Origin of the sequence: Klebsiella sp. MS 92-3 (genome assembly GCF_000195655.1) — a bacterium.
Taxonomy (GTDB): domain Bacteria; phylum Pseudomonadota; class Gammaproteobacteria; order Enterobacterales; family Enterobacteriaceae; genus Klebsiella; species Klebsiella pneumoniae.
This window is the reverse complement of sequence record NZ_GL882819.1, coordinates 1-24,256: the sequence shown is the minus strand read 5'-3', so window position 1 is coordinate 24,256 and position 24,256 is coordinate 1. Positions and strand designations below refer to the sequence as shown.

Annotated in this window: 24 protein-coding genes and 1 pseudogene; 6 read left to right on the top strand and 19 right to left on the bottom strand. The window is 53.2% G+C overall.

Annotation, left to right across the window (positions count from 1 at the left end; all coding sequences use genetic code 11):
• Positions 1–14 precede the first annotated feature (14 nt).
• Both HMPREF9538_RS30150 and HMPREF9538_RS11160 read right to left on the bottom strand, forming a co-directional pair.
• Positions 15–233 carry a hypothetical protein gene (locus tag HMPREF9538_RS30150; protein ID WP_009485393.1) on the bottom strand — a complete coding sequence of 73 codons (219 nt, stop codon included), beginning with the start codon at positions 231–233 and terminating at the stop codon, positions 15–17.
• The gene (locus HMPREF9538_RS11160; RefSeq protein ID WP_009485392.1) at positions 234–2,645 is read right to left on the bottom strand and encodes a phage tail fiber protein; all 2,412 of its coding nucleotides are present in this window, start codon (positions 2,643–2,645) and stop codon (positions 234–236) included.
• Between the two features lie 151 nt (positions 2,646–2,796).
• Here HMPREF9538_RS11160 and HMPREF9538_RS11165 point away from each other — a divergent pair, with 151 nt between their 5' ends.
• From HMPREF9538_RS11165 to HMPREF9538_RS33220, 5 genes and pseudogenes are all read left to right on the top strand, one after another.
• Positions 2,797–3,093 carry a hypothetical protein gene (locus HMPREF9538_RS11165; protein ID WP_009485391.1) on the top strand — a complete coding sequence of 99 codons (297 nt, stop codon included), beginning with the start codon at positions 2,797–2,799 and terminating at the stop codon, positions 3,091–3,093.
• 19 nt (positions 3,094–3,112) lie between these two features.
• Positions 3,113–3,428 (top strand): annotated as a pseudogene (locus tag HMPREF9538_RS33225) (hypothetical protein); the annotation flags it as partial.
• Between the two features lie 161 nt (positions 3,429–3,589).
• Entirely contained in the window at positions 3,590–3,802 is a 213-nt protein-coding gene (locus HMPREF9538_RS11170; RefSeq protein WP_227520779.1) for a hypothetical protein, read from the top strand.
• Positions 3,803–3,806: 4 nt separating this feature from the next.
• On the top strand, positions 3,807–4,205 hold the full coding sequence (locus HMPREF9538_RS11175; protein ID WP_009485388.1) for a hypothetical protein: 399 nt from the start codon (positions 3,807–3,809) through the stop codon (positions 4,203–4,205).
• Between the two features lie 89 nt (positions 4,206–4,294).
• Positions 4,295–4,447 carry a hypothetical protein gene (locus tag HMPREF9538_RS33220; RefSeq protein ID WP_009485387.1) on the top strand — a complete coding sequence of 51 codons (153 nt, stop codon included), beginning with the start codon at positions 4,295–4,297 and terminating at the stop codon, positions 4,445–4,447.
• A gap of 216 nt (positions 4,448–4,663) precedes the next feature.
• Here the strand turns inward: HMPREF9538_RS33220 and HMPREF9538_RS11180 are convergent, their stop codons facing one another.
• From HMPREF9538_RS11180 to HMPREF9538_RS11250, 14 genes are read right to left on the bottom strand one after another with little or no spacing between them, the layout of a single operon-like run.
• Positions 4,664–7,438 (bottom strand): hypothetical protein, encoded by a 2,775-nt coding sequence (locus HMPREF9538_RS11180; protein WP_009485386.1) that lies wholly within the window; start codon positions 7,436–7,438, stop codon positions 4,664–4,666.
• Positions 7,438–9,336 carry a hypothetical protein gene (locus HMPREF9538_RS11185; protein WP_009485385.1) on the bottom strand — a complete coding sequence of 633 codons (1,899 nt, stop codon included), beginning with the start codon at positions 9,334–9,336 and terminating at the stop codon, positions 7,438–7,440. The genes HMPREF9538_RS11180 and HMPREF9538_RS11185 overlap by 1 nt, the downstream gene beginning before the upstream one ends.
• A 1-nt stretch (position 9,337) precedes the next feature.
• Positions 9,338–11,854: a hypothetical protein gene (locus HMPREF9538_RS11190; protein WP_009485384.1), complete on the bottom strand. Its 2,517-nt coding sequence runs from the start codon at positions 11,852–11,854 to the stop codon at positions 9,338–9,340.
• 12 nt (positions 11,855–11,866) lie between these two features.
• Complete coding sequence (locus HMPREF9538_RS11195; protein ID WP_009485383.1) at positions 11,867–12,364, bottom strand: hypothetical protein; 498 nt, start codon at positions 12,362–12,364, stop codon at positions 11,867–11,869.
• Positions 12,357–12,827, bottom strand: coding sequence for a hypothetical protein (locus HMPREF9538_RS11200; RefSeq protein WP_009485382.1), 471 nt, complete (start codon positions 12,825–12,827; stop codon positions 12,357–12,359). Before HMPREF9538_RS11200 ends, HMPREF9538_RS11195 begins: the two co-directional genes overlap by 8 nt.
• Before the next feature lies 1 nt (position 12,828).
• Positions 12,829–15,306, bottom strand: coding sequence for a hypothetical protein (locus tag HMPREF9538_RS11205; protein WP_009485381.1), 2,478 nt, complete (start codon positions 15,304–15,306; stop codon positions 12,829–12,831).
• Complete coding sequence (locus HMPREF9538_RS11210) at positions 15,306–15,917, bottom strand: hypothetical protein (protein ID WP_009485380.1); 612 nt, start codon at positions 15,915–15,917, stop codon at positions 15,306–15,308. Before HMPREF9538_RS11210 ends, HMPREF9538_RS11205 begins: the two co-directional genes overlap by 1 nt.
• Positions 15,918–15,965: 48 nt before the next feature.
• Positions 15,966–16,244 (bottom strand): hypothetical protein, encoded by a 279-nt coding sequence (locus HMPREF9538_RS11215; RefSeq protein ID WP_009485379.1) that lies wholly within the window; start codon positions 16,242–16,244, stop codon positions 15,966–15,968.
• Entirely contained in the window at positions 16,237–16,629 is a 393-nt protein-coding gene (locus HMPREF9538_RS11220; protein ID WP_004152466.1) for a Bbp16 family capsid cement protein, read from the bottom strand. Before HMPREF9538_RS11220 ends, HMPREF9538_RS11215 begins: the two co-directional genes overlap by 8 nt.
• A gap of 9 nt (positions 16,630–16,638) precedes the next feature.
• On the bottom strand, positions 16,639–17,646 hold the full coding sequence (locus HMPREF9538_RS11225; RefSeq protein ID WP_009485378.1) for a major capsid protein: 1,008 nt from the start codon (positions 17,644–17,646) through the stop codon (positions 16,639–16,641).
• A gap of 12 nt (positions 17,647–17,658) precedes the next feature.
• The gene (locus tag HMPREF9538_RS32635; protein ID WP_210406670.1) at positions 17,659–18,336 is read right to left on the bottom strand and encodes a peptidase; all 678 of its coding nucleotides are present in this window, start codon (positions 18,334–18,336) and stop codon (positions 17,659–17,661) included.
• 2 nt (positions 18,337–18,338) lie between these two features.
• Positions 18,339–18,644: a hypothetical protein gene (locus HMPREF9538_RS11240; protein ID WP_004152470.1), complete on the bottom strand. Its 306-nt coding sequence runs from the start codon at positions 18,642–18,644 to the stop codon at positions 18,339–18,341.
• On the bottom strand, positions 18,641–20,320 hold the full coding sequence (locus HMPREF9538_RS11245; protein WP_004149313.1) for a portal protein: 1,680 nt from the start codon (positions 20,318–20,320) through the stop codon (positions 18,641–18,643). The genes HMPREF9538_RS11240 and HMPREF9538_RS11245 overlap by 4 nt, the downstream gene beginning before the upstream one ends.
• A 3-nt stretch (positions 20,321–20,323) precedes the next feature.
• Positions 20,324–20,527, bottom strand: a complete 204-nt coding sequence (locus tag HMPREF9538_RS11250) for a hypothetical protein (RefSeq protein ID WP_004152472.1) — start codon at positions 20,525–20,527, stop codon at positions 20,324–20,326.
• Between the two features lie 807 nt (positions 20,528–21,334).
• Here HMPREF9538_RS11250 and HMPREF9538_RS11255 point away from each other — a divergent pair.
• Positions 21,335–21,712 carry a Gp49 family protein gene (locus HMPREF9538_RS11255; RefSeq protein WP_009485375.1) on the top strand — a complete coding sequence of 126 codons (378 nt, stop codon included), beginning with the start codon at positions 21,335–21,337 and terminating at the stop codon, positions 21,710–21,712.
• A 42-nt stretch (positions 21,713–21,754) separates the two neighbouring features.
• Here the strand turns inward: HMPREF9538_RS11255 and HMPREF9538_RS11260 are convergent, their stop codons facing one another.
• From HMPREF9538_RS11260 to HMPREF9538_RS30130, 3 genes are read right to left on the bottom strand one after another with little or no spacing between them, the layout of a single operon-like run.
• A complete protein-coding gene (locus tag HMPREF9538_RS11260) occupies positions 21,755–23,242 on the bottom strand; it encodes a hypothetical protein (protein WP_009485374.1) in 1,488 nt (495 codons plus the stop codon).
• A complete protein-coding gene (locus tag HMPREF9538_RS11265; protein WP_009485373.1) occupies positions 23,239–23,823 on the bottom strand; it encodes a terminase small subunit in 585 nt (194 codons plus the stop codon). Before HMPREF9538_RS11265 ends, HMPREF9538_RS11260 begins: the two co-directional genes overlap by 4 nt.
• Before the next feature lie 57 nt (positions 23,824–23,880).
• Positions 23,881–24,210, bottom strand: a complete 330-nt coding sequence (locus HMPREF9538_RS30130; protein ID WP_009485372.1) for a hypothetical protein — start codon at positions 24,208–24,210, stop codon at positions 23,881–23,883.
• Positions 24,211–24,256 lie beyond the last annotated feature (46 nt).

Here is a 24,256-nt window from a genome sequence, read left to right as displayed (position 1 = left end):
GTAACAATACAAATCTATATAGAATAAAGACCTATACCTCCTTCGCACATGATGTAATAACCACCAGGTTGAGGGTCGTATTTTTGTAAATACTCTTCTGTCACAACCACCGGATCAGATAAATCCTGACCACTCTCCAGCGTTAACGTACACTGGCCATTAGCTACTTCACCTATGCTTACAATTTTTAACGCAAATACTGGGGTGATTTTTTCAGGATCGACATTTGCCATTTAAAGTACCTCTATCTCTACAGAATAAGGGGTGGTTGTAGTTGCCGTTGGGTTTGCAGGAAGAACAAAACGAATCTTACGCCCCGAGTTAACTGCATATGAGAGACTATTGTCATCATTCGCATTCTTAACTGTCAGGCCATAGTTCTGACCAATAAAATTTCTGGCTTGAGTAGGTGTCACTGTTTTAAGGAACGTCGCAGTGGCTCCCGCAGTCGTTACGAGTGCCAACCCATCGGTAGTTGCAATGTTTGCACTTCCGGACATGGGTACGACAATGCAGGGTAAATTAGTGCTGCGTACAAATACCTTCCACTCCTGTACGACGGCATCGTTTAGGTCATTACCATTTCTTGATGTAAGTTTAACTTTCAGGGTCATCCCAGGTATTAACCCATTAAGGGTATAAACCTTACCGGACAGCCGCTCGTCGACGGTAAACGTACCGTTAAAACGCACTTTCATACCAACCGGATTAATAGTAGGTAGTGCATCAAAATCAGACTCGTAAAAAGTCATTGCGTTAGTATACATGCTGGACTGGAATATGAGGTTAAGGAAATCCAAACCCCAACCACCGGCCTGATTTGACCAGTTTTCTACCCGGCTTCTAAAACGCGCATTAAGCCCACGAACATTAATTGAGTGAACAACCTCGGTCGCCGGTACGGTTGTTTTGGAAATTCCGTAACCATCAGCAACTATTTTTATTACACCAGTTTCAGAGATAATGCTGTAGTCTTCTAGGCGAACAATATCATGCCATGCCCCGGCGCTCATCCACTGGGTAAGTTTAATATCGTGCCCGTATACGACACACTGTCCTTCTAATGTTCCATCACCAACAACCATTTCTTGAGTTGATTGACCGGAAACACCAGCATTAAATGACATATCAATAACCGGTCTGAAAAAGGAATCTGTGGCTGTCGTTCCATGCTTACGCAAAAATGTAATCCCACGCAGCGACTGGCGAACCATGACATTTTCAACTCTGGCACCTTCCGTCCACGCAAACTCGTTATACAGGGACACGGATCCGCCATTAGTATTCCCGGTATAGCCAGTAATCCACAAGTCCGACGCTTCACCATTCCACATATCAGACACTCGCACGGGAGTTGCATCGGCTCCAGAGTTTCCCTGAACAAGATAAGATGAGGCCCCCCAAAATCTAAATCCGCGAATACCGCCGCCGGACCAGGCTTGCTGAGAAGTACCGTCTTCTTTAAACCTGGAAAAAGTGAAAGCGATGTTATTCCCGGTATGGTACAGATTAGGCCCCCGCAACGTTTCAATAGAATAAGACAGAATATAAAAAGGCTTATCTCCACAATAAAAGCGTAGTCCCCCTTGAACTACGTATCCCTTGTCGAATCCCGGATTTTCAATTTTTGCTTCGTAAATATTGAATGTACGCGAGGCCTTGTACATGTTAGTGAGGACAGGGTCGATTGTATCTCCGGCTCGTAATCCGAAGTAACTTGAGGTTAATTCCTTAATATCCTTACGGCGGATGACCTGTCCATAATTATTGATAATCTGGCACCCATTATCATCGACATATGAACTATCAGAAGTTAAGGAGTGGCAATACCAAATCCCGCCACCAGCGCTTTGCCCTGCCGTGTGTTCCTTAAGGAATATTTGCTGACCGGTAACAGAAAATTCAATCTGTCGTAATGTATTAATATCAGGGCATTGCCCTATATATTTTAGCCCGCCAGGGCCAGCCATATCGATCTCAAGTTGCGTTCCATCATCTGTTTCTGAATGTATGGAAATAGGACGACCAAGGCTGTCAAATGCCAACAACTTACCACGCCGTCCATTAACAGATGGCATGATATCAATATAATCTTCTGGAACTCTCAGCGTTCTGCGGAATAAAGAATCGGCATATGAATTAGAACCGGCATTACCATCATCAACATACTTCTTCGTCGCCGCATCCTGCGCCAGTGAAGGATCACGCAGGTTACGAATGCGGTTGTTGAGTGCATCGTAATAGTTCGCGAGCCATGATGGCTTCCTGAGAGATAGACCAGACCACCATCCATACGCCTGCTGCACCAGCATAGTCAGCTTATCGAAAGCATCTTCGTGGATCTCAGGAAAGAAGCCCCCCTGGTTCCTGATGCTGGCTTCCTGCGTAACCGGCGTGCTGCGCTCGATAGAGATTTTGTAGCCAGCTGGCAGCGCTGATGTCAGAACCACCTTACCCCCGTTGTAACGGTTCACGCCAGTAACCGTGTAGTCGGTACCGAGCGTCAGCGTCACGATGTTTTCGGAGGTATCCAGCGTCTGCACCAGCAGGTGGCTTTTATCAAGAATGCGGAACGTGAAATCGTATTGGGTAGTGGCGCCGTTCCCGGTGTACTCGTTACGGCTTACCTGCGTTGAAACTGTCATAGTCTGCTCCAGTGGTCAGCGCTGGCGCGCGTGCATAGAAGCATTCTATTACCCATCAAACCATATATGAATAAAACAGATCAAAACGAGCAAAAACATTACCATTAAGGTAAATAAAAACCTTCTGGAAAACCCTGTTACCTTTTGATATATGTATATATATACAGTATTTATCGGAGTAATCCTAATGCCAGAGCGGTACCAGTATCCTGTCGACGAAGGTTTTGCGGATCGTATCCACACCCCGGAAGGGGTCAGATCCCTGGTTGTAAAATCACAGCTGATGGAGTTACTCAGGGAGATGGAGCGAGACGGCCACGATGTCAGCGGTGCGGCGGCGGAACTGGTGGCACTGGTTAACTATGTGACTAGCTCACAGTTGTCGATGCGGGAGCTGCAAACACACCTGGATTTCTGCGCCATGCAATTGCGGCAGCAACTCAGATAGGGATTGATAGCCAGGAAGCATGCTGGCGCAGGAGATGACCAGCAGCATGTTGCCGGCGATCATGGATGCATTGCAGGTCGAGCAGAAGCACTACACCTTCCCTCTTAACCGACGCTATCAGGATCACATCCATTCACCTGATGGGTCTGCGTGAACTGGCGAAAAGCTCAATGGTGATGAAACTGCTCCGCGAACTCGATGCTGACGGGCATGATGTATCCGGTGCCGCCGCAGAGGTCACGGCCATGCTCAGCTACATTGTTGGTATCGGCGCCGTACTGCGCGACATAGAGACGCATGCTCAGTACGTGATGGCTAAGGCCAAGGGTTGCTGAGGCTGCTGGCGCAGGGAAGCGCCTTAAAAAGCATGATGCGTAACCTATTCATATCTATTGATATCGCGTTTTTATTGCTTTGCTCATCTTGCAACCAACAATACCTGTGAGTATATTTAGCCCAAAGGTAATTCAACCTTTTGTTGAGTGTAGGAGGCAGTATGCGTATCAGAAAATCAGGCAGAAAAGCCATGATGCTGGAAGGTATCATGACAGACAATGTTGTGACTGCAGATGCCGCATCCTTCCTGAGCATAGCCAACAAGAGCAGGAACGAGATCGAGTCTGTAAAATTTGAACCACCAAAAATTGGTGGTAAAGGTTTTGGTTACTTCAGAGTCAGAATGAAAACCAGACATTATGAGGCTCAGTAAGTAAATGGCCGACCATAACAATGGAGTGCAAAGGCATCAGGCTGAAGTACTAGAGCAACTTATCGAGAATCAAAGACTTGATATTGAGGTCAGGCGAGCAGAAGTAGAAACAAAATCTAAGGAAATTGAGGCCAATGAAAGAATGGGCCTCAGATCTATTGAGGCCCAGGAAAAAGTCCAGGTATCTCTAGGACGTAGAGAAACAACCAATATTCTAATCCGCGTTGGCGGATTTCTTTTGGCATTTCTTTTCGTTTTGATCTTCATTGGTTTTGCCATAAAAAATGATGCTAAAGATATAGTTATTGAGCTAATGAAGTATGTTGTCCCGCTTATCATTGGTGGACTTGGTGGTTTTTATATTGGTAAAGCCAAGGGAAAAGATGAGGCTAGTGCTGAGTAACTAACTGTACTTGATTTTTATGGATGAAATCTAAGCGCAGCGCTAAACTCATGAAGCCACGTTCAGTGGTCTACACATGGTAAGTGAAAATGAAAAAAGCATTCGCAGTGCTGTTTGTTCTGTTGTCTCTGGGTTCAGCTACACAAGCTTTCGCTGGTAACTGCCAACATCCTGATGATACTGCAGCTGATGGCTCACGCTGTGGCGGCCGTTCTGCTGACTCCCGCCCCGGCGGTCAGTGATAATTAAGGCCGCGAAAGCGGCCTATTTAACTTCAACTTTATAGTTCCACAGGAAATATATACTTATCATTGTGTTGATTAGTATTAAAACGGTAGAGATAGTAGTAACCACACTTCCATATATAATATTTCTGAATGAGTCTTCAATAACATAGTAACCGCAAGCGCCTACAATTATAAAACTCAATATTAGACCGATTATTCTAGCAACTGATTTCATTTACCCACTGCCTTTCCTAAATCTGGTGCTCTCCGTGGCGTTTCTTCTCCTGGTTCCCACCAGCTTGTTGTATTAAACTCACGCATCGCGCGGTCACGCACGCGGGCGTTATACCCAGGGTTTGCCATCTCCTGAAGTTGCTGCAGGATCAGGTGATTGGTTATTGCTTTTGTATACCACAGGTTAGCGAAAGGGGTAATCATCCTGGCAGTTTTTAATGCATCAGCCGTGAAGGTGGTCTCTTCTCCGGCCATCGCCTTCTGCGAGTTCGTCAGCACCGTTTTCGAGAGTTGCTCTGCAAAACCAAGTACTGGGCCACCGAGAATGCCAGCAATACTGGAGCCATACTGCGTGTGGTCCTGAAAAAGGAAGTCCCCGTAAATGCCGAACGACCCACCTTTGAGAAGGGCCTGCAGCCATGTCTGAGGTTTAGTCATATCCAATGGGTCATTTCCTGATAGCAGCGCATTCATCTGGTTAGCGAACATCCCTGCCAGAGTGGTACCGGCAACGTATGCAGCAAAGAATTTTACTGCAGGCATGGTTTCAAGATCCTGTAACCTGGTGACAAACTGCCGCATGCCAGCCATTGGCGTAGTTTTGAAGAGCATAAAGCTTTTCAGGAGATCGCCGGAAGTATCACGGGCAAAAGCATCCAGTCCAGTTGCCGTTGTAACGGCGCTGGTCATCTCACCGTGTGTAATACCCAAGAGATGCTGTGCGGCCTCTGCACGTGCATTTCGCACCATGCGGCTAATGGTCTGCTCAACCTCTGCATCAAAGGCCTGTTTCAGTGTCTTGCGCTTCGCGTCGGTCATATCGCCAAGCGCCGCCAGCGCCTGATCACTGCCAACCCGCACCTTCTCTATCCTGTCCGCCAGGATATTACGGACAGTCTCATCGGGCACGTCATAGATCGCGTCTGGCGTCATCCCCTTATGCCCGTCAGGCGTCAGCGGGCGCAACTCTGCAGCACTCATAATAGCCCAGTCCTCTGGCGTCCAACCTTTGTTTGCCAGCACCGTGCGATCGCTTCCGGTTAACGCATCAAGGGATTTATATTTTCGGGATAGCTCGCCGATGTTCTTAAACATCAACAGGCCAAACGCTGCTTTGTTGGCCCGGTCCATTGCGATAAGACCGGACCATTTTAGTGTTTTCTCTGCGAACCAGCCCGTAATACCACGGGAAAGGTCAAAGCCCCCCATCTTCGACACCACAGCAGCATGCGCATCAACCAGCAGGCCAAGCTCCGCATTTGCACGCTTAGCATCGCCATTGAAGAGGTTCCGCAACGTGTTGGCAGACAGACGCATGCCGTTGCGGTCAAAGCCCAGCGCCTGAGCATTGGCGCGCATGATGGCCTGATCGCTGGCGGCGGTGAACACGCTGGTACCTAGCATTGCCGAAGTCATCAGGTTGCGCAGGCCACCGACAGCAGAGGAAAACACACTTGACGATGCAACGCCGTTCAGACCAGCCATAGAGTTAAACATCCTCTCTACCAGTTGACGCTGATCATTCATCGTCCCAATATCATGGCCGCCACCAGTGGTTGACGTCGCTCTCTGATAAATCTGGTCCATAAGAAGTTTGAAGTTACTGGCTGCATCAGGCCCAAACGCCTTAACAACGCCGAGGTCCCGCGATGAGGACTGCAGGTGCGACATCATCACTCCGACAACCGGCTGTTGGGTGTAGCGTTCCATGTATGAAAAATGCGACTTCGCATCTTTGAACGCCATCACCCTGCTCTGTGATCCGCGGTTCTTTATGCCACCGCTTCCCATAAAGGCGCCAGGGTCAATCTTGTTGGCCCCTTCCGTCACTTTGGTTTCGTAGATGGCTTCCAGCGCCTGGCGGTACTCGATATCGTTCATCGGGCTGCCGTCAAGATTCACATACTGCGATCGGTCCTGAGTGTTCCATACGTCATCAACCCAGGCCTGCCGCGCGAAATCCTGCGGCGGCTGGCGGCCAGCAGCTATTGCAGCAGCGCGCTCATTCAGCGGAAGAGAGGAAAGCCACTCATCGCGGCCGGCGGCGCGGATAAGCTCGGCATCATCAACGTATGGCAGGTGCCAGTCATCACGCAGACCTATATCAAACCCGGAATCGTTCATCTCCTGCCGGGCCCGACTGGTGACATCCCCCCATACTTTCGCAATTTTCTTTGCTGCCGGGTTCCCGGTGTCTTCGCCGTAAATTTCCTTCAGGATCTGCAACTGGCCAGATCTGGACGCTTCACGGTCAAACGGCAAAAGGTTGCGCAGGCGCTGCTCACCTAACGCCTGACTCTGATAGAAGAATTTCTGAACATCATCGCCAGCTGCCGTAAGTTCGGCTGATAGCTGGCGCGTCCAGTCCTGGTATGCCCCTGTCGCCATCTCCTCTGCAGAGACCACGTTAATATCCGGCTGCTTGTCTCGCCCGCGGCGCCCGGAAAAAATAAACTGCTGTAGAGCGATCGGAGTTTGCTCATTCTCGGGTATGGCTTTATTCAGCGTGTCGCGAACTTTGGCGATAGCGATGGCATTCTGCGCCACGCGCTGACGTTTTTTGAATACCGCATGCACAGCCTGCGCAGCGGCAAGCTCTGCCGCCTGGCGGTAAGTTTCCGCATCAGGGATGCCGGTCTTCCCTTCCCTTGCGTTGCGGCGCGCGATGACGCGCACGGCGTCTTTAATGCGGTCTTCAATATTTTTAATTTCGTCCGCTTTCGGCTGGCGCCCCAGCGTGTTGGCTACGGCATCAATACAGGCTTGTTTCATCACGGATTCCTCAGGAAGCAGGAAGCGGCCACAGAGTAGGCGCGGGATTCGTTTTTAACGGTCGCGATCTGGTTATCCAGATCGGCGAGCAGTTCTGAAAGCTTCACCGGCTGCCCGGTGTCAGGATGAGCGACGGTGATATCCGGCTCAACGCCGGCAAGATCGCGCGCAGCCATCAGGTCGTAACTACCTGAGGAAATGGTTTCTCCCGTATCGGGATCCACGCTGACCTGTGAAGTGTCTTCTTTTCCGGCGAAAGCGCTATTGTCGGTCATTCTCGCCGGCGATTCACTGACGGCTTCACGCTGGGCTAGCGGGATCCCGTTTTCACGGTATACCTGTTCCATCGCCGCGCGCTGCTCCGATGCATTGGCCAGCAAGTCAGGACGCACAACACCATCAAGCCCGCGCGCCTGCATGCCGACGTTCACCGGCTGCCCTGCCATCAACTGCCTTGCGGCCTCATCCATCGCCGCAACGTGACTGTTAATACTGGCTTCGCTGCCGTGCAGAACCGGCGCGGACTCAATATCATAATGCAGCCCTTCATTCAGGGTATGAGCCGCATCGATATCACTGGGTTTAGCTGATGATTCAGGGATCAGTCCGCGCATACTCTCCGGGATAATTCCCTGCTCCAACCTGGAAAGATCAGAGCGCGCATCGTAGAACCGTCCGCCAGGAGTGCTATCTGCAAGGGCCTGCCTGCTGGGTTCAATCCTGCTCTGAATTTCCTGCACCCTCTGCTCGAGCGCTGCCAGTTCCCGATTGCGAATGCGACGGCTGCTGCTGTTTCCCACGCGTTGGTCACGCAGTGCCTGGCGCTGTTCTCCTATCCGTGCAATTTCATACTCTGCCCGGTGTATCTCGTCGGTGAGAACTTTACGGTCACCGCGTGATAAAACCTGCCCGGCCAGTTGCTGCAGTTCTGCCAGCCGTGAATCATACGTCGCACCCGGGGCACTGGCGTCAGTATCAGGAACCACACCAGATTCCTGAGCCGGTGAAACAGGTGGCTGTTCCTGAGGCTGAATTTCAGCCGTTGCCGCGGGTTCCTGCGCCGTCGTGCCGTCATCTACCGCCGGAGTAGAATCTGCCCGGGCGTCAACGGAGTTACCGCGCGCAGCGAAGTGATGAGCGCCGCCGAACGCAGCGCCTAGCACAGAATCAATCAGAATGGCCTGGCCGTCGAATACCCGATACTGTTTTGCCATATCCGCGTAGCCGTTATCTTCCAGCGTCTCGCCAACTGCAAAGCGGTTCAGGCCCCCGAATGCCGCGTTGATGCCTACACCAGAGAGAAGTCTTGTCGCCAGTCTTCCGCCTACTGCCGCTGGCAATCCCATGCCTACCGCATTGAATCCGCTTTGTTCAGCTGCCACGGTGCGTGCGGTCTGTTCGTCAACGCCCTTTGCCAAAGCATCCTGGTAGGCCTGCTCGTAGGTACTGCCTGCCGCCGCCGCCGCGCCGACCACCGGTCCGCCAATAACTGAAGCACCGATCGCAGGTGCAAACTGGCCCAACCCGTGAATGACCTGGGCGGCCACGCCCTGACTTCCGGCCTCGGGCTTGATGTATTCCCTGGCGCTGCTCAGTTGCTTACCTAAATCGTCATATGACTCATTCAGCGCTTTGTCGGCATCCGGGAACATGACGCGAAACATGTTGATGGTAGGTGCAACATTGTCGGTAAATGCCGGGTCACTGATCAGTCGCTTGCTGAATCCAACGGCAGACTGAGCCAGGCCCAAAGTCCCCTCTCCGGCGCCGCGGAAAAATGCCGACGCTCCACCCTGAAATGCCGAAGGTTCGAAGTCTTCAGGCCGTGAAGGTTTTTCATGTGCCTGATCATCCAGCCATGCCTGGCCCTCCGGGACCAGAGAAAAAAGGTCTGACATATTATTCAACCCTCACAGTTACCGGCTGGTTAGTCCGCGGATCTGTCGCCCAACGACCGCTACCGTTTACGAGGCGGTACTGGTTATTGCCGACATTGACCGCCTTAAAGTTTTCCAACGATGAAGGGTTTAATCCCGCCTGAGTCATAGCCTCTCGCCCTGCGGCCGTGTACCGGTCCCGGAAGGTGGTCTTATCCATACCGAAAGGCATGACTACGTCACTGCCGTTCAGGCCTTTGTACACGCCACCAGTAGCATATTGCGCGGCTTTCTCTGCAATATCACTGTCGGGAGAGACCGTATTAGTTTTAGATGCATCGCCAGACTGATAGGCAAGTGCCGCGTATGCTGACCGGAAATTACCCCACGCCACCTGCCGCGCCTGCGCGCTGTAGGCAAAGGCGTTACCGACTTCTTTGTCGAAGTAGGTTTTTAGTTTTTCATCAGAAGGAATGCTGACCGCGCTGATCCCCGCATCCTTCATCGCTTTGGTGGGATTCAGCATCTGATCGCCAGCCAGCACCGTTTTAGCGACATCGTATTTATCCAGCGTAGGCTTGTAGGATACGAACTGGCTGTAAGGGATGATGCCGCTGCGGTTGTCGTACTGGTTATCCTGCTGGCCCAGCAGCAGCGCTGCGTATGCGGTTCCTGGACTGCCTGGCGCGATCGATGATGCAACACTGCGCAATGCCTGCGGCGGCAAGGTTCTCCCTAATCCTTGCAACAGACTGATCGCCTGGTTTACATCCGTAGAATTGCGGACTGCATCAGTCAAAACCTGCGATTCCTGTTTGGACAGCAGCGGTGGAGTGATACCTATAGCCTTAAGCTGGTCCTGCGCCGCATAGCGATTTTTCACCTCTGACGCAATGGCATCAGGAGTGCTGTTGCTGATTGGCTTATAGGCTCCAATATCGACAGCAGATTGAAACGGGTCAGACTGACGCTGGCTAATTATCCTCTGAGCAGCAGCCTGAACATGGTCGAATGCTGCTGCGCGCCCTGCCAGCCCTTCTCCATTACCAACTTGATTCTTTAGATCACTGACATATTGCTGAATAGATGCCGTCGGCATTGTGCGGAAAGATCCGATATACTGCCCGGCAACGCGCAGATTTTCGAAATCGTTAAAACGCTGTGTCCCTTCCCGGTAACCGAAAGCGTTAATGAAGTCGCCCTGTGAAGGCGGATTATCGAACTGGATCCCCTTCAGATAAGCGGCGGTGGCATCCTGCACCTGATCAACAAGTTGGGCCTTGAACTGCGTACGAGCCTGGTTCCGCAACTCCATAGACTGGCGTAAGTATGCCGCCTGCTGCTGCGGGCTTGCGGCGTCGAAAGCTTGATTCCCTGAATATCGCTTAGGCGATTCCAGAGTAGTAAGACCAAGCGCGGCTGAAACGCCAGTGTTCAGTTGATCCTCGCTATATGGCTGTTTCCCGTTCTCGTGCTGGATGATGCCAGCGCAGAGCTGACGCAGAGTATTAATGTCGCTCATATTAAGCTGGTCATTTGGCGTGACATTCAGCTTTTTGCATAATGCGGCAATGTACGCTTCTGTGTTATTGCCGTCGCTGGCCGGCGCCCAACGATTAACGATCTCGCTAACTGTGTCGTAACCCTGCCGCTGGTACGAAAGCAGGTTTTTACCCAGCGCACGAATACCATGCTCAGGGGTCACGAATTTCGCAAAACGCCCATCACTACCCGCCTGGCCATCCCACGAATTGGAACCGGCTTCGATATTCCCCGGATTATTATTTCGCAGCCCTCTGGCGGCTGACGAATTACCATGCGCAGTAACACGTGGCGCGCCCTCATTGTCTCCAGGCTCACCATTCTGCTGCATGAACTGAATATACTGTTGAGATGCGGCAGTACTCAGAGCTCCATCTGCCGCCTGCTCTTTCAGCTTTTCTTTTTCCGCTACAACCTGTTCCTGGCTCCATCCATGGGCAGCGGCGTACTGCTCAATCGCATCAAACCCCATTTTTACCGTATTAACAAACGCTGCATCATCACCATAGAGCCCCTGCGACTGGGTTACCACATTTTGCTTAATAGCGGAGAACTGCTGATCCTGAAATTGCTGGAACTGGCCAACCTCATACCGGCGGGCCTGGTTATGAAATGACTGCATCGACTGCTGCAATTGAAAAGATAACTGCTGACGGGCCTCGCCATCCGGCACGGTACCCAGCAAGTCCTGAGCTTTCTGCTGCATGTTCTGCATGACGACATCGCTTTGCCCGAGCGCAGCCTTTCCCTGCTTCGTTATCAGACCATTGTCAGGATTGTTGAACTGGTCATCAACGAACTGATTAAACTGCAGCAGGGCATCCTGGCTAAGCGCTACATCAGCCTTGCGCTTTGCATCAGCCATCATATTGATCGACGTATCAGCAGCCTGCTGGATGCCCTGCACCAGCGGATTTTCCGGGACACGAAGATTACTCGTCATTACCGGCGCGGTTTGCGTCTGGCTCTGGCGTTGATATTGCGGAACGGTAGGCATAGTCAGCTCCTTTTACTTAGCGGAAAGCGGCTTCCAGGTACCGCCCAGCGTCTTGTATGCATTAAGACCGGTCAGCGTGGAGTTGAGCAGTGTTGAACCTGCGCCAAGCATTCCGGACTGCTTATCAATTTTCCCTTGAGCGCGGCTGGTATCGGCCTGGAACTGCAACCCGGCGGCCTGTCGCTGGCCGTTGTTGATGGTGGTCAGCGCGTCGAGCGTGCCCTGCTGCATGGTTTCAGTTGTCATGTCCAATGCGTTACCGCTCGTCAGGTCGGCGCCGTTAGCAGCCAGTGCATTGGTCTGCTGTCCGGCAACTCTCCGGGCCTGCTGCCGCTGCTGGTATGCCTGGTCATTAGCTGTATTGATAGTGTCGCGGGAGGCCTGCTCCTGAGCGTCGGCGTTAGCGTTCGCCAGCGCGGCGTTAGCGCGGCCTGTCTGGATCTGGCTGTAAGCGCTGAGACCGCCAGCAACTGCGGTTACGGCTAGTGCTGCGGTAGCTGGTTCACACATGGGCTATTTCCTTAATGAAATGGTGGAAAGGCATTCTCATCAATCCGTATGGCTCAGGATCTGCCAGGGTGAACCCCATCCAGTGAAGCCAGGATTTTGCTGCGTGGTTACGCGCATCTACGTAATTTTCAAGAACGCGATATCCGCGTGACATGTCACGAAGAACCGGTCGGCAATGGCGGAGGAATGTCAGCGGCTGATGCTCAATATGGTCGGTGCTAACCAGCCACGGAATACCTCGTCCGGTGATGATCGATGCCGGAGATATACCGAAGATGGTTACCACCTGGCCGTTAATCATCCCTGCAGCGGCTACCGAAGCGCTTTTCATGGCTCGATTGATGACTTCCTCAGGAGTCATCCCGGCGGCAGCCATAAACTCATCGTGGTCTGCCTGGCGGACATGCGGGAGAATTGCGCTGATATGCTCGTCAGTAACGCTGACTATCTCAACTTTTCGCATATCAGCCCCCTACCGTTACGCGCGGTATAATGGCCAGAATGCCAAGCGGCAGCGGATCGGAATGGCTGATTACAACCCGCCCGTTACGCTCCCAGTTTGCATTGAGGTTCATATCGATGATGCCCGTCTTTAGCCCTACCGGGTCGTCGTAGAATTCCCACTCACGCTGGGTGTACTCCAGTAAGTGAGTATCATCTGTTCCGGCCCAAACCGATCGCCCACTGTTGAGCATTATGCAAAGCTGATTGATAAGTTTGGTCTTATCCAGCAGCGTAGACTGCCCTGCAACGTTCACGTCCAGCGTTTCGATAACCGCGGCTACCGGCAAACCGATATGCACCACTGACGAGTGGTTTTCGATCGTCACTTCGCCGCCTGATACAACCTGCTGAGGTTCAACGTTACCGTCGGCAAGAATACTAACCGTCTGCCCCTCGAGGTGAGACAATCCCGCAAATGTCCGACGTGCTATCGACCAGGTTGATTGCGCAATGTTGCGCAGCGCTGCAGGCACATCACGATTTGCTAATACGGTAGCCACTGTTGATGAGCTAACACCAGCAATGCCCAAACGCATAGACTTGCTGACACCGCCTTCGGTGTAGGGAATATGGATCTCGTAATCAGTGCTCGATGAGTCGAAGATTGCAGAGCTGCACGTTAGCGTGAATTCATCCTGGTAGGTCCAGCCCCCGGCGGAACTGATCGTCATTGTGCGTGAATAGTCGGTGTTTTCTCCGCTGTAAGACAGGCCAGAATCCACGAAAAATGCATCCTGCTGTTCTGTAAACTGCCTGGTGTTCAGTCGCTCAATATAACGAACTGTCGATCCATTCACCGTACGGCGAATAAGCGCATAGACCGCATCTTCCTGCCCTTCGCTAATACTGCAGATCGATTCGACATAGCCATTAGTCATCGGGTGCGGATGCCAGGCATATACCTGCTGCTCACGGAGATAAGTCAGCCCAAGAAGCATGCCGTCACTCCTCGCACACCATGCAACGCTGAACGGCTGTACAGACAAGGCCCAGTCCCTGATGCTGTAACCGTTAAACAGGTGACTGGCCAGGAGGGTAAGATCACTGGATTGATAGCTGTCCTGGTCGAATGAGTAAAACAGATCTCGGATGATGGATCCCTTCTGCTGAACGTATAGTGCAACGCTGCCAACGTTGATTGGCGCCAGATCGCTGCTACCGTTGAACGACTGACCGGACATCGCAAAGCCACCGGTTCCCGTCAGGTTACCGTTGCTGTCGCCTGTCACCTTGAACTCCCCTCCGCTGGTCAGCACGATAAGCTGACCGACATCGAGAAGGTGCAGGATTTTGTTCAGCTGGCGACCGGCGTAGTTATAGGTGATCGCATCGTCGTCAACCTTCGGGTTGCTGCGATAGAAGTTGTGATAATCACCGGTACGGCTACACCATATAGTTTGAGGAAATGCCCGGCTGCCGCCGAAAATCAGCCGCTGCTGGTAATAGGTAACTGTACCCGGGTAGCCGTCAGTATCGTTCCAGGCGTAATGCGCCCATTTGTAAGTGGCGAAGGTGCTACCCACCACTTGCGCCGGCAGCTCGATCTCACCATCCTGACGTGGCACAACGTCGGCCGTTGCAGTTAGTCCATCTCCGGCGATGGCAGTAATACGGCACACGCCAAAACCACTATGCAGATAGCGCCACAGCACACCGTTACGGCCACCAAGACCCCAGCCATCCCAGGAGTCTCCCGTTGTATGGGTCGGAGCAACAGTGCCGGTAGTGCCATTAGAACCGCCGTCAACACAGCGATAAAAGTTCTCCTGATATCGGCACTCGTCACCGACCCCGATGTCTTTATCGGTTTCCCACCGACCAACACTATCTACCGCCTTCTGTTCCATGTAGAACAGTTTTCCCACGTGCTGGCTTTTGAAAATCGGGCTGCTGGCAGTCAACGTTACGGATCCAGTTCGTCCTGAGGCGTACACAGTTACCGAGTCGTCGGTGTTCAGGTCCTGGAATGGCCCGCTGGTTGTTGTCACTGCGGCGGTGCGCCAGTCAGCCTCTCCGTAACGGCGGATCTCAAGCGGCGGATAATCGTTGTGGCACACTGTCATCACATCGGCAGACTGCGTAAATTTCAGCTCAGAGATGACGCTCACCGGCCATGGGGTAGCCACTTCAACAGGGCTGCCGCCGTCCGTAACCAGCGCGCCGTTAGACCAGACGCGAAAATAGTGATCACCGAGCTCGAGCGCATAGGTTTGCGATACGCTGAACTGGAACGGTATTAGCCGGCTGTAACGGTCTGCATATTTCGCGCTACCCAGGAACCGGAAACCGGGACGATTTTCAATGCCGCCTGACTGCCGGACGATGAAATTGCGGCAGCGGCGCAATGACGTCTGGTATTTTTCAAGATCGATTCGACCATACAGTGAAGGTGATATCTCGCCGCCGGCAAGCGACGGCTGCACCAGCGAATAGGCCATCAGCAGATCCTCGCACTGGCAAGGTCTGACATCGCCTGCTGCGGTTCATGCGCCTCATCAAGAGAGCGTTGCATGGCCGCCGTAAGCACCTGCTGATAATTGGCCATTGCCTGCTGGCCGAGACTGGCATTTGCCGTGATAGGCATGGCTATTTCTGCCGCCATACGCCACGAAAGCGCATCAGCGAACAGGGCATCAAACATCGTCGGGTCAGTAATTCTTTTCACGTATAGCAGTACCGCCTGAGACTCATTGGTATGAATGACGCGGCCAGTGCCATCTTCATTGCTGCCAACTTCAAAAACAGGCTTATCCTGCAGAACGATATGAGACCCAGTGAACCACTTCGGTAATATGGCAGCTATACGCGCGCAGTCTGTCGGGTACTGATACCGGAACAACCATCCCGGCGCAGGGTCGCTAAGGTCAGCCAGGACAACGCGCGACATGGCAAAGTTCCAGTCGTTGTCTGCCAGAACTGCGTCGCGAATGGACTCGTAAAACAGGTTGCAGGTATATGCCTCTTTGGTCTTTTCGGTGAGGCTGTTAATCGTCCGGCTGTTGCCTATACGTGCCAGCGCGATATTGCAGATATTGATCACTGATGCCATATCATCCACCAACTAAAAAGGGGCTTTCGCCCCTTTGGTTATGAGGGCTTACACCCCGAGTTCTTTCCGCCTTTCGGCGATCTTCGCCTTCAGAGTTTCCGCTTTGGTATTGAAATGCGGCGCTTCGCCGAACATTTCTTCATACTGTTTGCGCAAATCGTCTAGCTCGGTTAACTCTTCTGCACTGACCGGGACAACCTTTTCGCTCAGGCTGGCATCAACGGAAACCAGATTACTTCCCGGCTCACCGTCGTAGGTAACGATGTCGCCCGGCTCATGCAGGCGGCCATTGATGAATGACCGCTTAGCGACTTTGTACTCAGGCATTGGTTTGCACGCCTCCGGTGATACCGGCAGTGACTTTACCGGTGGTCGGCGCAGTACCAGTCACCGTATAGTTCAGACGGATGTAACGTTCCATCTTCATCGGCAACGTGATAACCGGCGACTTATAGCCCAGCACCAGAGACGCCAGAGGGATCGTCATGGACAGCACGTCCGCAGCGGAACTGAATGCAGAGTTGTCATCGGTTTGCACCGTCACAGTCAGGCTGGTCAGGTTGTTGAAACCTTCAACCACCTGGATAAGCAGCGGGATATCGCCATATTTACCGACATCTTTATTGCTGCCGGTATCAATGACGTTGGTCGAAGCAGCCGTGGCCGTAATGGCCTGAGCTGCGGAAAAAAGCGCTTGCTGGTCGAGCAGCATGTTCCCCCCTTACGCCGTTACGGCTGATTCAGTATTCAGGATGGCGTCAGCGCGACGGATCGGAATACCCAGGAAAGAAACGATTTTCTTACCGGCATATTCGTCGATCGTCAGGTTAACGTTTTTCGCATTCATAGCCTGCTTGTGCAGCCAGGCATGGATGGTTTTGTTGCAGTAGATGACCTCTTTGCCATCGCCCAGCATTGCTACATCACGCGCGTAGTACGCATCGACCATCATGCTGATGAGGTCGGCGCCGCTGGCGGCGTCTTTAGTCAGCGTGGTGACATCGATGTTGCAGATACGCGAGATCGAACGCCAGTCACGGACTGACAGGCCGAGATGCCATTTGAACTCATCGCGGTACGCGCGGAACTGGCCGCCGTTACCATCGCTGACCAGGTCATTGCCGAGATCCTCATGCTGGAACCCGGCGACCATACCTTCCGGATAGATCATGTGCGCGGTGTTCTCTCCCCATGACATGAACCAGATGGAGGTATTGGTGGAGCCTGCACCGCCAGCGCTGAATACGTTCTCCGCGCTGGCCGCTTTGGAGGTGCTCAGGGTATTGAAGCGCGGAGCCAGGCCCATGAACGCTTCCGGCTCAGCATCGGTATTGCCGTAGAAGGTGTAGCGGGAAACCTTGTTGTTAAAGCCCTGCAGCTTGCCCATGTTCTCGGACACGCGGAACGAGTCCGCATTACCGGAGCGATCGGCCAGGTCTTTGTCCACAAAGCCAAGGTCGTACAGCATACCGGTAGTGTCAGTCACCGGAACGGTCTGGGTTTTGGTAGGCTGCACACCCTGGTTGTAACGGCGCCACACCGGCTCGGGAATACCGGCACGAATGGTGGTTTTGTGCTTGGAACCGTCATTACACGGCACGTAAATCGCATCGGTAATGACATCGTTGCTTTTCGCCAGTTGCTCGACGATTTTAGCGATCCGCCCGTTCTTGTCGGTACGGCTGTACACGTCAAGAAGAGAAGGCAGCGTCTGACCAATTAAAGCCATGATTACACCTCACTATTTTTTGCTTGGATAAAACGCTTCGACCAGATCGTTTTTCGGCGATCCGTTACCCTGGCCAGTGACGAAACTGTCTTCACTCATCAACTTGCCTACCTTTGCGAACGCCCGAACCATTTCCGGGTGGTTACCCAGGCCAGTCGAGTCAAGGAATTCGCGGAACTCTTTCGATGCGAAGGTATCCAGCGCCTTCTGCGCGTGTCCGACGGATACCGTTAATTTGTCGCCACCGATTTCTTTGTCAGACTTCGTGTCAGTAGCCCACTGTTCAACCTGCTGCCCCCACGACTCAGCCTGGCGGTTCTGGATTTGCTCCTGCAGTTGTGGCCACAGTCCAGCCAGCTTCTGCGCCTGGTCATTAGAAAGACCAAGCTCGCGCGCCACGGGCTCAAACAGCTCAACAGCTTTTGAGTCCAGCTCAGTGCCTTCCGGTGCCGTTAGTTCATATTTTTCTGGAACCGGTGGCTCAGCAGCAGGAGTTGGCTTATCGCCAGTCGGATCAGGTTTATCACCATCAGCTGGCGAAGGTTCTGGATCTGCTGCTGGTTGTTGCGCTGCTTCAGATTGCTCAGCCGCAGGAGCCGGGGATGGTTCGGATGCTGCTGGAGCTGCCCCACCATCTGCAGGCTGCTCATTGCACAAACGCCGATACATCAGACGCTCAAATAAATTCATCGCTATTCCTCGCTGGCCTCTTTGGCCATTGCCAGATACTGATCGGGACACGCTTCCATCACGTCGGAAAAGACTTTCAGTCCCGTGTTACGTTTTCCTTCGGCGAAGGCTGCCGAGAGCGCCTCACCGGTATAAGTCGTACGCCACACTCCAGCCTGCTCAATCAGGCGCCAGATGAAACGGCGGCCGTGTTCTGTCTCGCAGATGAGGCGCAGGTCATTAAGTTCGTTCTCGCGACGTAATTGCTGCCTTTTGAGCTCATCTGCTGCCAGTTCTTCACGCTCTTCTTCGCTCAGGTAATCAGTCATTGCGTCACCGCCGGCTGCTGAGCAGCATCAGAGAGGGTTTTTAACAAGCTAGGGTCAGCGGTGTTGGTATCGCTCAGGGTCTTAGCTGTTGCGCCAGCTTGCTGGGCCATAGCCATCATCTGCTGCTGTTGCTCCATTTGAGCTCGCTGTTCGCGCGTGGCTTGCACCTCATCATCGGAGTTAACGATCGTGGCCGGTACGCCGAGCATATTTCCGTACTCGTCAATCGTCTGGTCGATATTGAGTTTGTCGAGCGCCGCAGGATTGGCTTTTGCAAGATTCCCAACAAAGCCAACAAAGCGCTCAACGCTGCTGATCCCTATGGATTTTTGGGCCTGTGCCAAAATGGAGACATATTCAACTTTCAGAGGAGTGCCCTGCAGTTCTTCCGGAGGCTCAGGAAAGAGGTTGCGGCGCGCCATGATGTTGAATGTGCGATCAACGAAAGGATCAAGGAATTCATCATTAAGTCGCTCAAGGACTGGGCCAAGCTGCAGGAGTTTCTCATCCTGCATTGCGGCCACAGCTTCCACTGGCATGCTCCTGGTGTTGATGGTGCTGAACAGGTTAAACAGGTCAGAGAAGAAGCAGGCTTCAATCATTTGGCGGTCATCAGCAATGCTGCCGAGCATGTCATTAAGCTGCGGGCTGACGGCGTAAGCCGGACGCACTAGCTTGGTAGCATCAACCTCATCAACATAAGTAACGCCGCCAGGGGCAAGGTTGATCAGCTTATTTTTAAGACCTGTCGGGGCCACCATTGGCGGGTTAACAAGCTTATCGATCGCGTTAGCTTTGCGAATTTGCTCCAGCTGCAGAGCCTTACCAGTACCGAGAGCCATCATTCCCGGGCAGTTACTCCCGTAAACGTCTTCCCCGTTAATCTCCCAGCGCGGTGAAAGGATCGGTGGCTCATCAAAACCAGCCTCACGAAGGAGCTTGTCACCGTCTCCGGACAACTCGAAATACACCGATTTGAATGCCTTGTTGCGGGAGTTCAGCTTGCCATTCACACGATCGATATTGGGCTCTGTCAGATGGACCACATCGAACCATGCTTCATAGTTAGCGTTATCCCAGGCGCCGCGCACGGCGTTACTGACGTTGTCCAGGCCAAACTGCATAACAATCTGGCGGGCAGTCATGGAGAAAACGCGATACGTGGTATCGACTGACAAACGATGCGAGTTTGACAGGTAGTAACTTCCGATCGGCAGAGGATGAGTACGAATCACATCTTCGTCGTCTTCGAGAACCGCCATAGCCGCGGTACCAAAAACACCAAGGTGCCGGTAGATAATCGGCAGGGACTGGTAGACGTTAGAGCGGTTCATGACGTCGTTCATCCTGGTCATGACCACATCAAGCCAGCGTTTTACCGGTCCATATTGCATCATCTCCGGATCCGGCGTTGCCAGCTTAAACCATGGGCGGGTTGGGCTGGTGATACCTGACAGCATGCCTGATTGCAGAGTGCGGGCAGCTTTAGAGGCGGTAGGGTCAACGATGCGGGTATTACGCTTGCTGCCGTTGTTTCTCTCCGTCGTAAGAAAGCGCGTGCTGCGCGGATCAATAAATTCCGCCAGTTCGCGCCAGTGCTCCTCAAAGCTGGTGCGCTCATTTTTGAGCTGCCCCAGGTGTTTGAGGTAATGCTGTTTCGGAGAGAGTTCGGCCATGGATTACGCCCCGAGCAGGGTCTTACCCTGAGTACCGCCAGAAGGCTGCGTTACACCCTGGCTCGACGTCAGGATTGTTGATTTCTGCCCGCCCGCTGCGGCACGGCGACGACGATCGCTATCGGCGGCGTTCTGTACAGCAGAATCGGAAACCTGCGGCGCCGCCTGAACCTGCGGAGAACTCACTTTCGGCTTGCTGATGCACATTTTGCTGCGCTCCATACGCGTTTAAATTATTACCAATTTAACCACATATGATTTATTTGTCGTAGTGTATTGACCTTTTGACGATAAATTATTACCTTTTTGGTAAACACAACATGAAAGCGCACCCCATTCCCTTCCATTGGTGGCTTTGTCGTTACTCAGATGGCGGAGTGCGCTTCCAGGTGTGAAAGCATCCGGCGTATGGCACATGCGTCGATAGCGGTCCGGGGGCTCCTTGGTACATGGCCCAGCGGGTAGCCGGAATGTGCAAGCCATGCCCTGCATGCACGACATCGACTCACCATCGCGGCGTTACGGTGTGACACCTCGGAAGAGACGAGGGCACAACAGGTAAGAGCATTGACCGAGCCTAAAAGTAATTGGCAGATACCCTCTCAGGGGTTGGTCATATCGGGACTGCAGTCGGCGCAGCTGAGATAGAGCCACAATGCAGCGTTCAGTGCTCTTTCCGTTGTGGTGAATACGTAGGCTGATACGTTAGAGACGGCACCCCTTAATGAGGACAGCGCTATCTCTGGAGAATAGTCTTGGGTATGTGCAATGCCAGAGAAAGCCGGAGATCAGCACCGGCCACCACACCAGAATCACGCCTCAGGACCGTGATACCCGTAGTTCCAGGCAAGTTTGGCGGTGGCAGTTATTCCCTTTCTGACCACCGCCCTTTTTACAGCAGGACGCCATTGCGATGACTTCATGCTGTAAACCCTGTGACACCCAGCCAAGGACGGCACTTTCCATCATCCCTGTTTCGCCCGGTTCGCCGGGCATTTTTTTAAGGTGAGAATTATGAGCGACAAAGATATCGAGCAGGAAATTCAGGCCAAAGGCTTAACCGCGCCTCGCGTTACGCCAGACCATATAGAAAGCATTATTGCCAGCGAACACTACTTCACTGGCTCTGATGGTGTGCTGGGTGCCTACAAAAACAACGATGACGTTTATGTTGGCAGCGCACCTAGCGATAAATCCGTACGGTCTTTAGATTTGATCACCTTCTGTGTCCTGGTGCTTCAAAACGGCTTTACGGTCACTGGTGAAAGCGCCTGCGCCAGCCCTGAAAACTTCGACCCTGAAATCGGGCGCAAGATTGCCCGTGAAAATGCGGTAAATAAAATCTGGATGCTGGAAGGTTACCTGCTGAAGCAGAGACTGAGCGAAAAATAACACCGTGACATGTCACAATAGCCCGCCGATGCGCGGGCTTTTTTACGCCCACGGGTCGTACTCGCTGATCACGTTGGGCTGCTTGCCGCCGGCAGCAGGGAAATCCGAACGCTTTGTCACCGGGTATGCGAATGTCAGAAGCAGCGCATCGCCCTTGCCCGGCGACCGGCCCAAACGCTCTTTGATATCTTCCTTGGGTTCCATGACGATCTTGCCGTCCACCCTCACCTTGTACTCTGCCGCGGACAGGTCGTCTGCCGTCTCCTGGTCGTCAAGCGCGCCGCCGAGCTTGAGCCACGTCTTACAGGCGTTGAACATCTCTCCGCGCTTATTCAGCATCTGAGGATCTGCCGATGCGCCGCCGAACGGCACAAGCTGCCAGGTCCGGCCCCAGCCATCGCCGATGGACTTCAGCCCGGTGCCGTAACCGAAGTCGATAAACACCGCGTCAGCCTGGTACTGGTCCTCAAAGTCAGCGATACGCTTCGCCATAATCAGATCGTCAGTGGTCTTGTTGCCGGTCCACAGCACTTTGCTATGCAGCCCCTGGCGGAGATAGATCACTGCATCATCCACGCCTGAATAAGCCGGGTCGACGCCGATTATCCGCGGGGCGTGCGCCACCTGCGCAGCGGTCACTACACGCTTCATCGCCTCATCAGTCAGCCCGGTAGGGATAAACTGCAGCTCTGAAGCATCCGGGAAGATCCCGCGCACGCGGACCTTCACAAAGTCGCTGTCCTCGCCGTAGTCGTCCACCCATTTCTGCAGCTGCTGCTTGTTGGTGCCTTCGACGGTGCGGCTGTCGATTTGGGCGCACTTCCAGCGGTGCTTGTATTTGCGGAAGCATTCACGGAAACGCCCGGTGTTGCGCGTCGGGTTACCGAACGCCACCCAGATAATTTCCGTGTCTTCGTCCGTCAGCGCTCCCTCAGCAACCTCCCAGACCAGATCCGCGATGTTGGATGCCTCGTCGAACACCACAACGATACGCTTACGCTCGTTGTGCAGGCCTGCAAACGCCTCGGTGTTGTGCTCAGACCAGGGAATAGCATCGGCGCGCCAGCGTTTGTCGTGGCCTGGATCGTTGCTGTACATCGCCGTAGCGGTGCAGGTGAACCATTCTTTCGTGATAGCCAGGTTCGACCATTTGATGATTTCCGGCCAGGTCTTCGTGCGCAGCTGGTTGTCGGTGTTAGCGGTCACCACCACCTTGCAATCTTCACAGGTGGACATGGCCCAGTTAATCAGCATCGAGATGAACGCAGATTTTCCGATGCCGTGTCCGGATGCGCGGGAAATCATCAGCGGCTGGTGACGAGTCGCGGGATTCTGCAGGTGCTCGCCTATCTCGCGGAATGCGTCAGCCTGCCACTGTCGCGGCCCGGAGGCGTGCGCCAGTTCTGTGCCATCCTCGCCCCACGGAAACGCATACAGCGCATAGCCCAGCGGGTCATGGGTGAAGCTGGCGATATCGTCGATCAGCTGTTCTTTCAGCTGCTCTTCCGGGGATAAAGCGGCGTCTGTCACTGGTCACCACCCTGGCGCTCTTTCAGGCGGCGCCGGGCGGCGGCCATGCGGTCGGCAATGGTGACGTTCACGTTAACTTCCATGCGCTCTTTGAACGCGTTAACGTCGACGTGCTTACCGATGAGCTCGAGGTTTTTCACCTTGTCGGGCCATTTGATTTTCTTGAGGATGGTCTCTATCGATGTCTCATCCATGTTCATGATGGTTGAGGAAAGGTCAAACCCGCTGAGCGTGGTTCGCCAGATTTTCGGCCACTCGCGGATCGGTTTCAGGCTGCCGTCATCGTTCAGGATATCCAGCACGTCCATCTGGTCGATTTCCACCAGGCGCAGCAGCACGTAATCGGCGCTTACGCGCAGGCGCTTGTTGCGCTCCTCCATCAGCTCAGCGATTCGTTTCTGGATACGATCATCACGCATCATCGTGCTGGCTTTGACGTGGGCAGACTTTGGGGAGAACCCGGCATTGATGGCCGACTGCGTCTGATTTTCAGGGCATTTCACATACTCCTGGGCGTAGGCTTCCTGCATCACCGTCAACGGTTTGTACTGAGTTGATTTGCGCTTCGGATCCTTTGGCATGGTAAACACCCCGAAAATAATTACCTTTTAGGTAATAATACCATGCCACCAGCGATGTTACATGATCGGAATATCATCATCACTCACCCACCCGGCCCGGTTTATCAGGTAGGTAACGACACCCCGCACTTCAACATCGTCCAGGGCGTCCCCTTCCAGCGCCTCACCATCATCAGTGATCAGCGCCTGCCCACGGACAACAGCGAATTCAGTTTTCCCGGCATATACGATAAGGACATGATCACCCTGCTTTGGCCGGCGGCAGACATCAACGACGGCATAACCGGCGGTAGTCTCCAGGGCGCGACAGTTGGCGTCATACTGACAAAGGCGTGAAACGGTTAGCGTTTTCTCAACGTAGTCTGCAGCAGGTGATGGAAAACCCATGATGGACCTCGCATAAAAATGTCGCGGTAGGGATACCCGTTACCGG

Excerpts from the sequence above, each read along its gene's own strand:
- HMPREF9538_RS11195 (WP_009485383.1), bottom strand. The coding sequence starts at position 12,364 with ATGTGTGAACCAGCTACCGCAGCACTAGCCGTAACCGCAGTTGCTGGC.
- HMPREF9538_RS11265 (WP_009485373.1), bottom strand. The coding sequence starts at position 23,823 with ATGCCAAAGGATCCGAAGCGCAAATCAACTCAGTACAAACCGTTGACG.
- HMPREF9538_RS30150 (WP_009485393.1), bottom strand. The coding sequence starts at position 233 with ATGGCAAATGTCGATCCTGAAAAAATCACCCCAGTATTTGCGTTAAAA.
- HMPREF9538_RS11225 (WP_009485378.1), bottom strand. The coding sequence starts at position 17,646 with ATGGCTTTAATTGGTCAGACGCTGCCTTCTCTTCTTGACGTGTACAGC.
- HMPREF9538_RS11205 (WP_009485381.1), bottom strand. The coding sequence starts at position 15,306 with ATGGCCTATTCGCTGGTGCAGCCGTCGCTTGCCGGCGGCGAGATATCA.
- HMPREF9538_RS11250 (WP_004152472.1), bottom strand. The coding sequence starts at position 20,527 with ATGTGCATCAGCAAGCCGAAAGTGAGTTCTCCGCAGGTTCAGGCGGCG.
- HMPREF9538_RS33220 (WP_009485387.1), top strand. The coding sequence starts at position 4,295 with ATGAAAAAAGCATTCGCAGTGCTGTTTGTTCTGTTGTCTCTGGGTTCA.
- HMPREF9538_RS11190 (WP_009485384.1), bottom strand. The coding sequence starts at position 11,854 with ATGCCTACCGTTCCGCAATATCAACGCCAGAGCCAGACGCAAACCGCG.
- HMPREF9538_RS11160 (WP_009485392.1), bottom strand. The coding sequence starts at position 2,645 with ATGACAGTTTCAACGCAGGTAAGCCGTAACGAGTACACCGGGAACGGC.
- HMPREF9538_RS11255 (WP_009485375.1), top strand. The coding sequence starts at position 21,335 with ATGAGCGACAAAGATATCGAGCAGGAAATTCAGGCCAAAGGCTTAACC.
- HMPREF9538_RS11220 (WP_004152466.1), bottom strand. The coding sequence starts at position 16,629 with ATGCTGCTCGACCAGCAAGCGCTTTTTTCCGCAGCTCAGGCCATTACG.
- HMPREF9538_RS11180 (WP_009485386.1), bottom strand. The coding sequence starts at position 7,438 with ATGAAACAAGCCTGTATTGATGCCGTAGCCAACACGCTGGGGCGCCAG.
- HMPREF9538_RS11185 (WP_009485385.1), bottom strand. The coding sequence starts at position 9,336 with ATGTCAGACCTTTTTTCTCTGGTCCCGGAGGGCCAGGCATGGCTGGAT.
- HMPREF9538_RS11245 (WP_004149313.1), bottom strand. The coding sequence starts at position 20,320 with ATGGCCGAACTCTCTCCGAAACAGCATTACCTCAAACACCTGGGGCAG.
- HMPREF9538_RS11215 (WP_009485379.1), bottom strand. The coding sequence starts at position 16,244 with ATGCCTGAGTACAAAGTCGCTAAGCGGTCATTCATCAATGGCCGCCTG.
- HMPREF9538_RS30130 (WP_009485372.1), bottom strand. The coding sequence starts at position 24,210 with ATGGGTTTTCCATCACCTGCTGCAGACTACGTTGAGAAAACGCTAACC.
- HMPREF9538_RS11165 (WP_009485391.1), top strand. The coding sequence starts at position 2,797 with ATGTATATATATACAGTATTTATCGGAGTAATCCTAATGCCAGAGCGG.
- HMPREF9538_RS32635 (WP_210406670.1), bottom strand. The coding sequence starts at position 18,336 with ATGAATTTATTTGAGCGTCTGATGTATCGGCGTTTGTGCAATGAGCAG.
- HMPREF9538_RS11200 (WP_009485382.1), bottom strand. The coding sequence starts at position 12,827 with ATGCGAAAAGTTGAGATAGTCAGCGTTACTGACGAGCATATCAGCGCA.
- HMPREF9538_RS11170 (WP_227520779.1), top strand. The coding sequence starts at position 3,590 with ATGCGTATCAGAAAATCAGGCAGAAAAGCCATGATGCTGGAAGGTATC.
- HMPREF9538_RS11175 (WP_009485388.1), top strand. The coding sequence starts at position 3,807 with ATGGCCGACCATAACAATGGAGTGCAAAGGCATCAGGCTGAAGTACTA.
- HMPREF9538_RS11240 (WP_004152470.1), bottom strand. The coding sequence starts at position 18,644 with ATGACTGATTACCTGAGCGAAGAAGAGCGTGAAGAACTGGCAGCAGAT.
- HMPREF9538_RS11210 (WP_009485380.1), bottom strand. The coding sequence starts at position 15,917 with ATGGCATCAGTGATCAATATCTGCAATATCGCGCTGGCACGTATAGGC.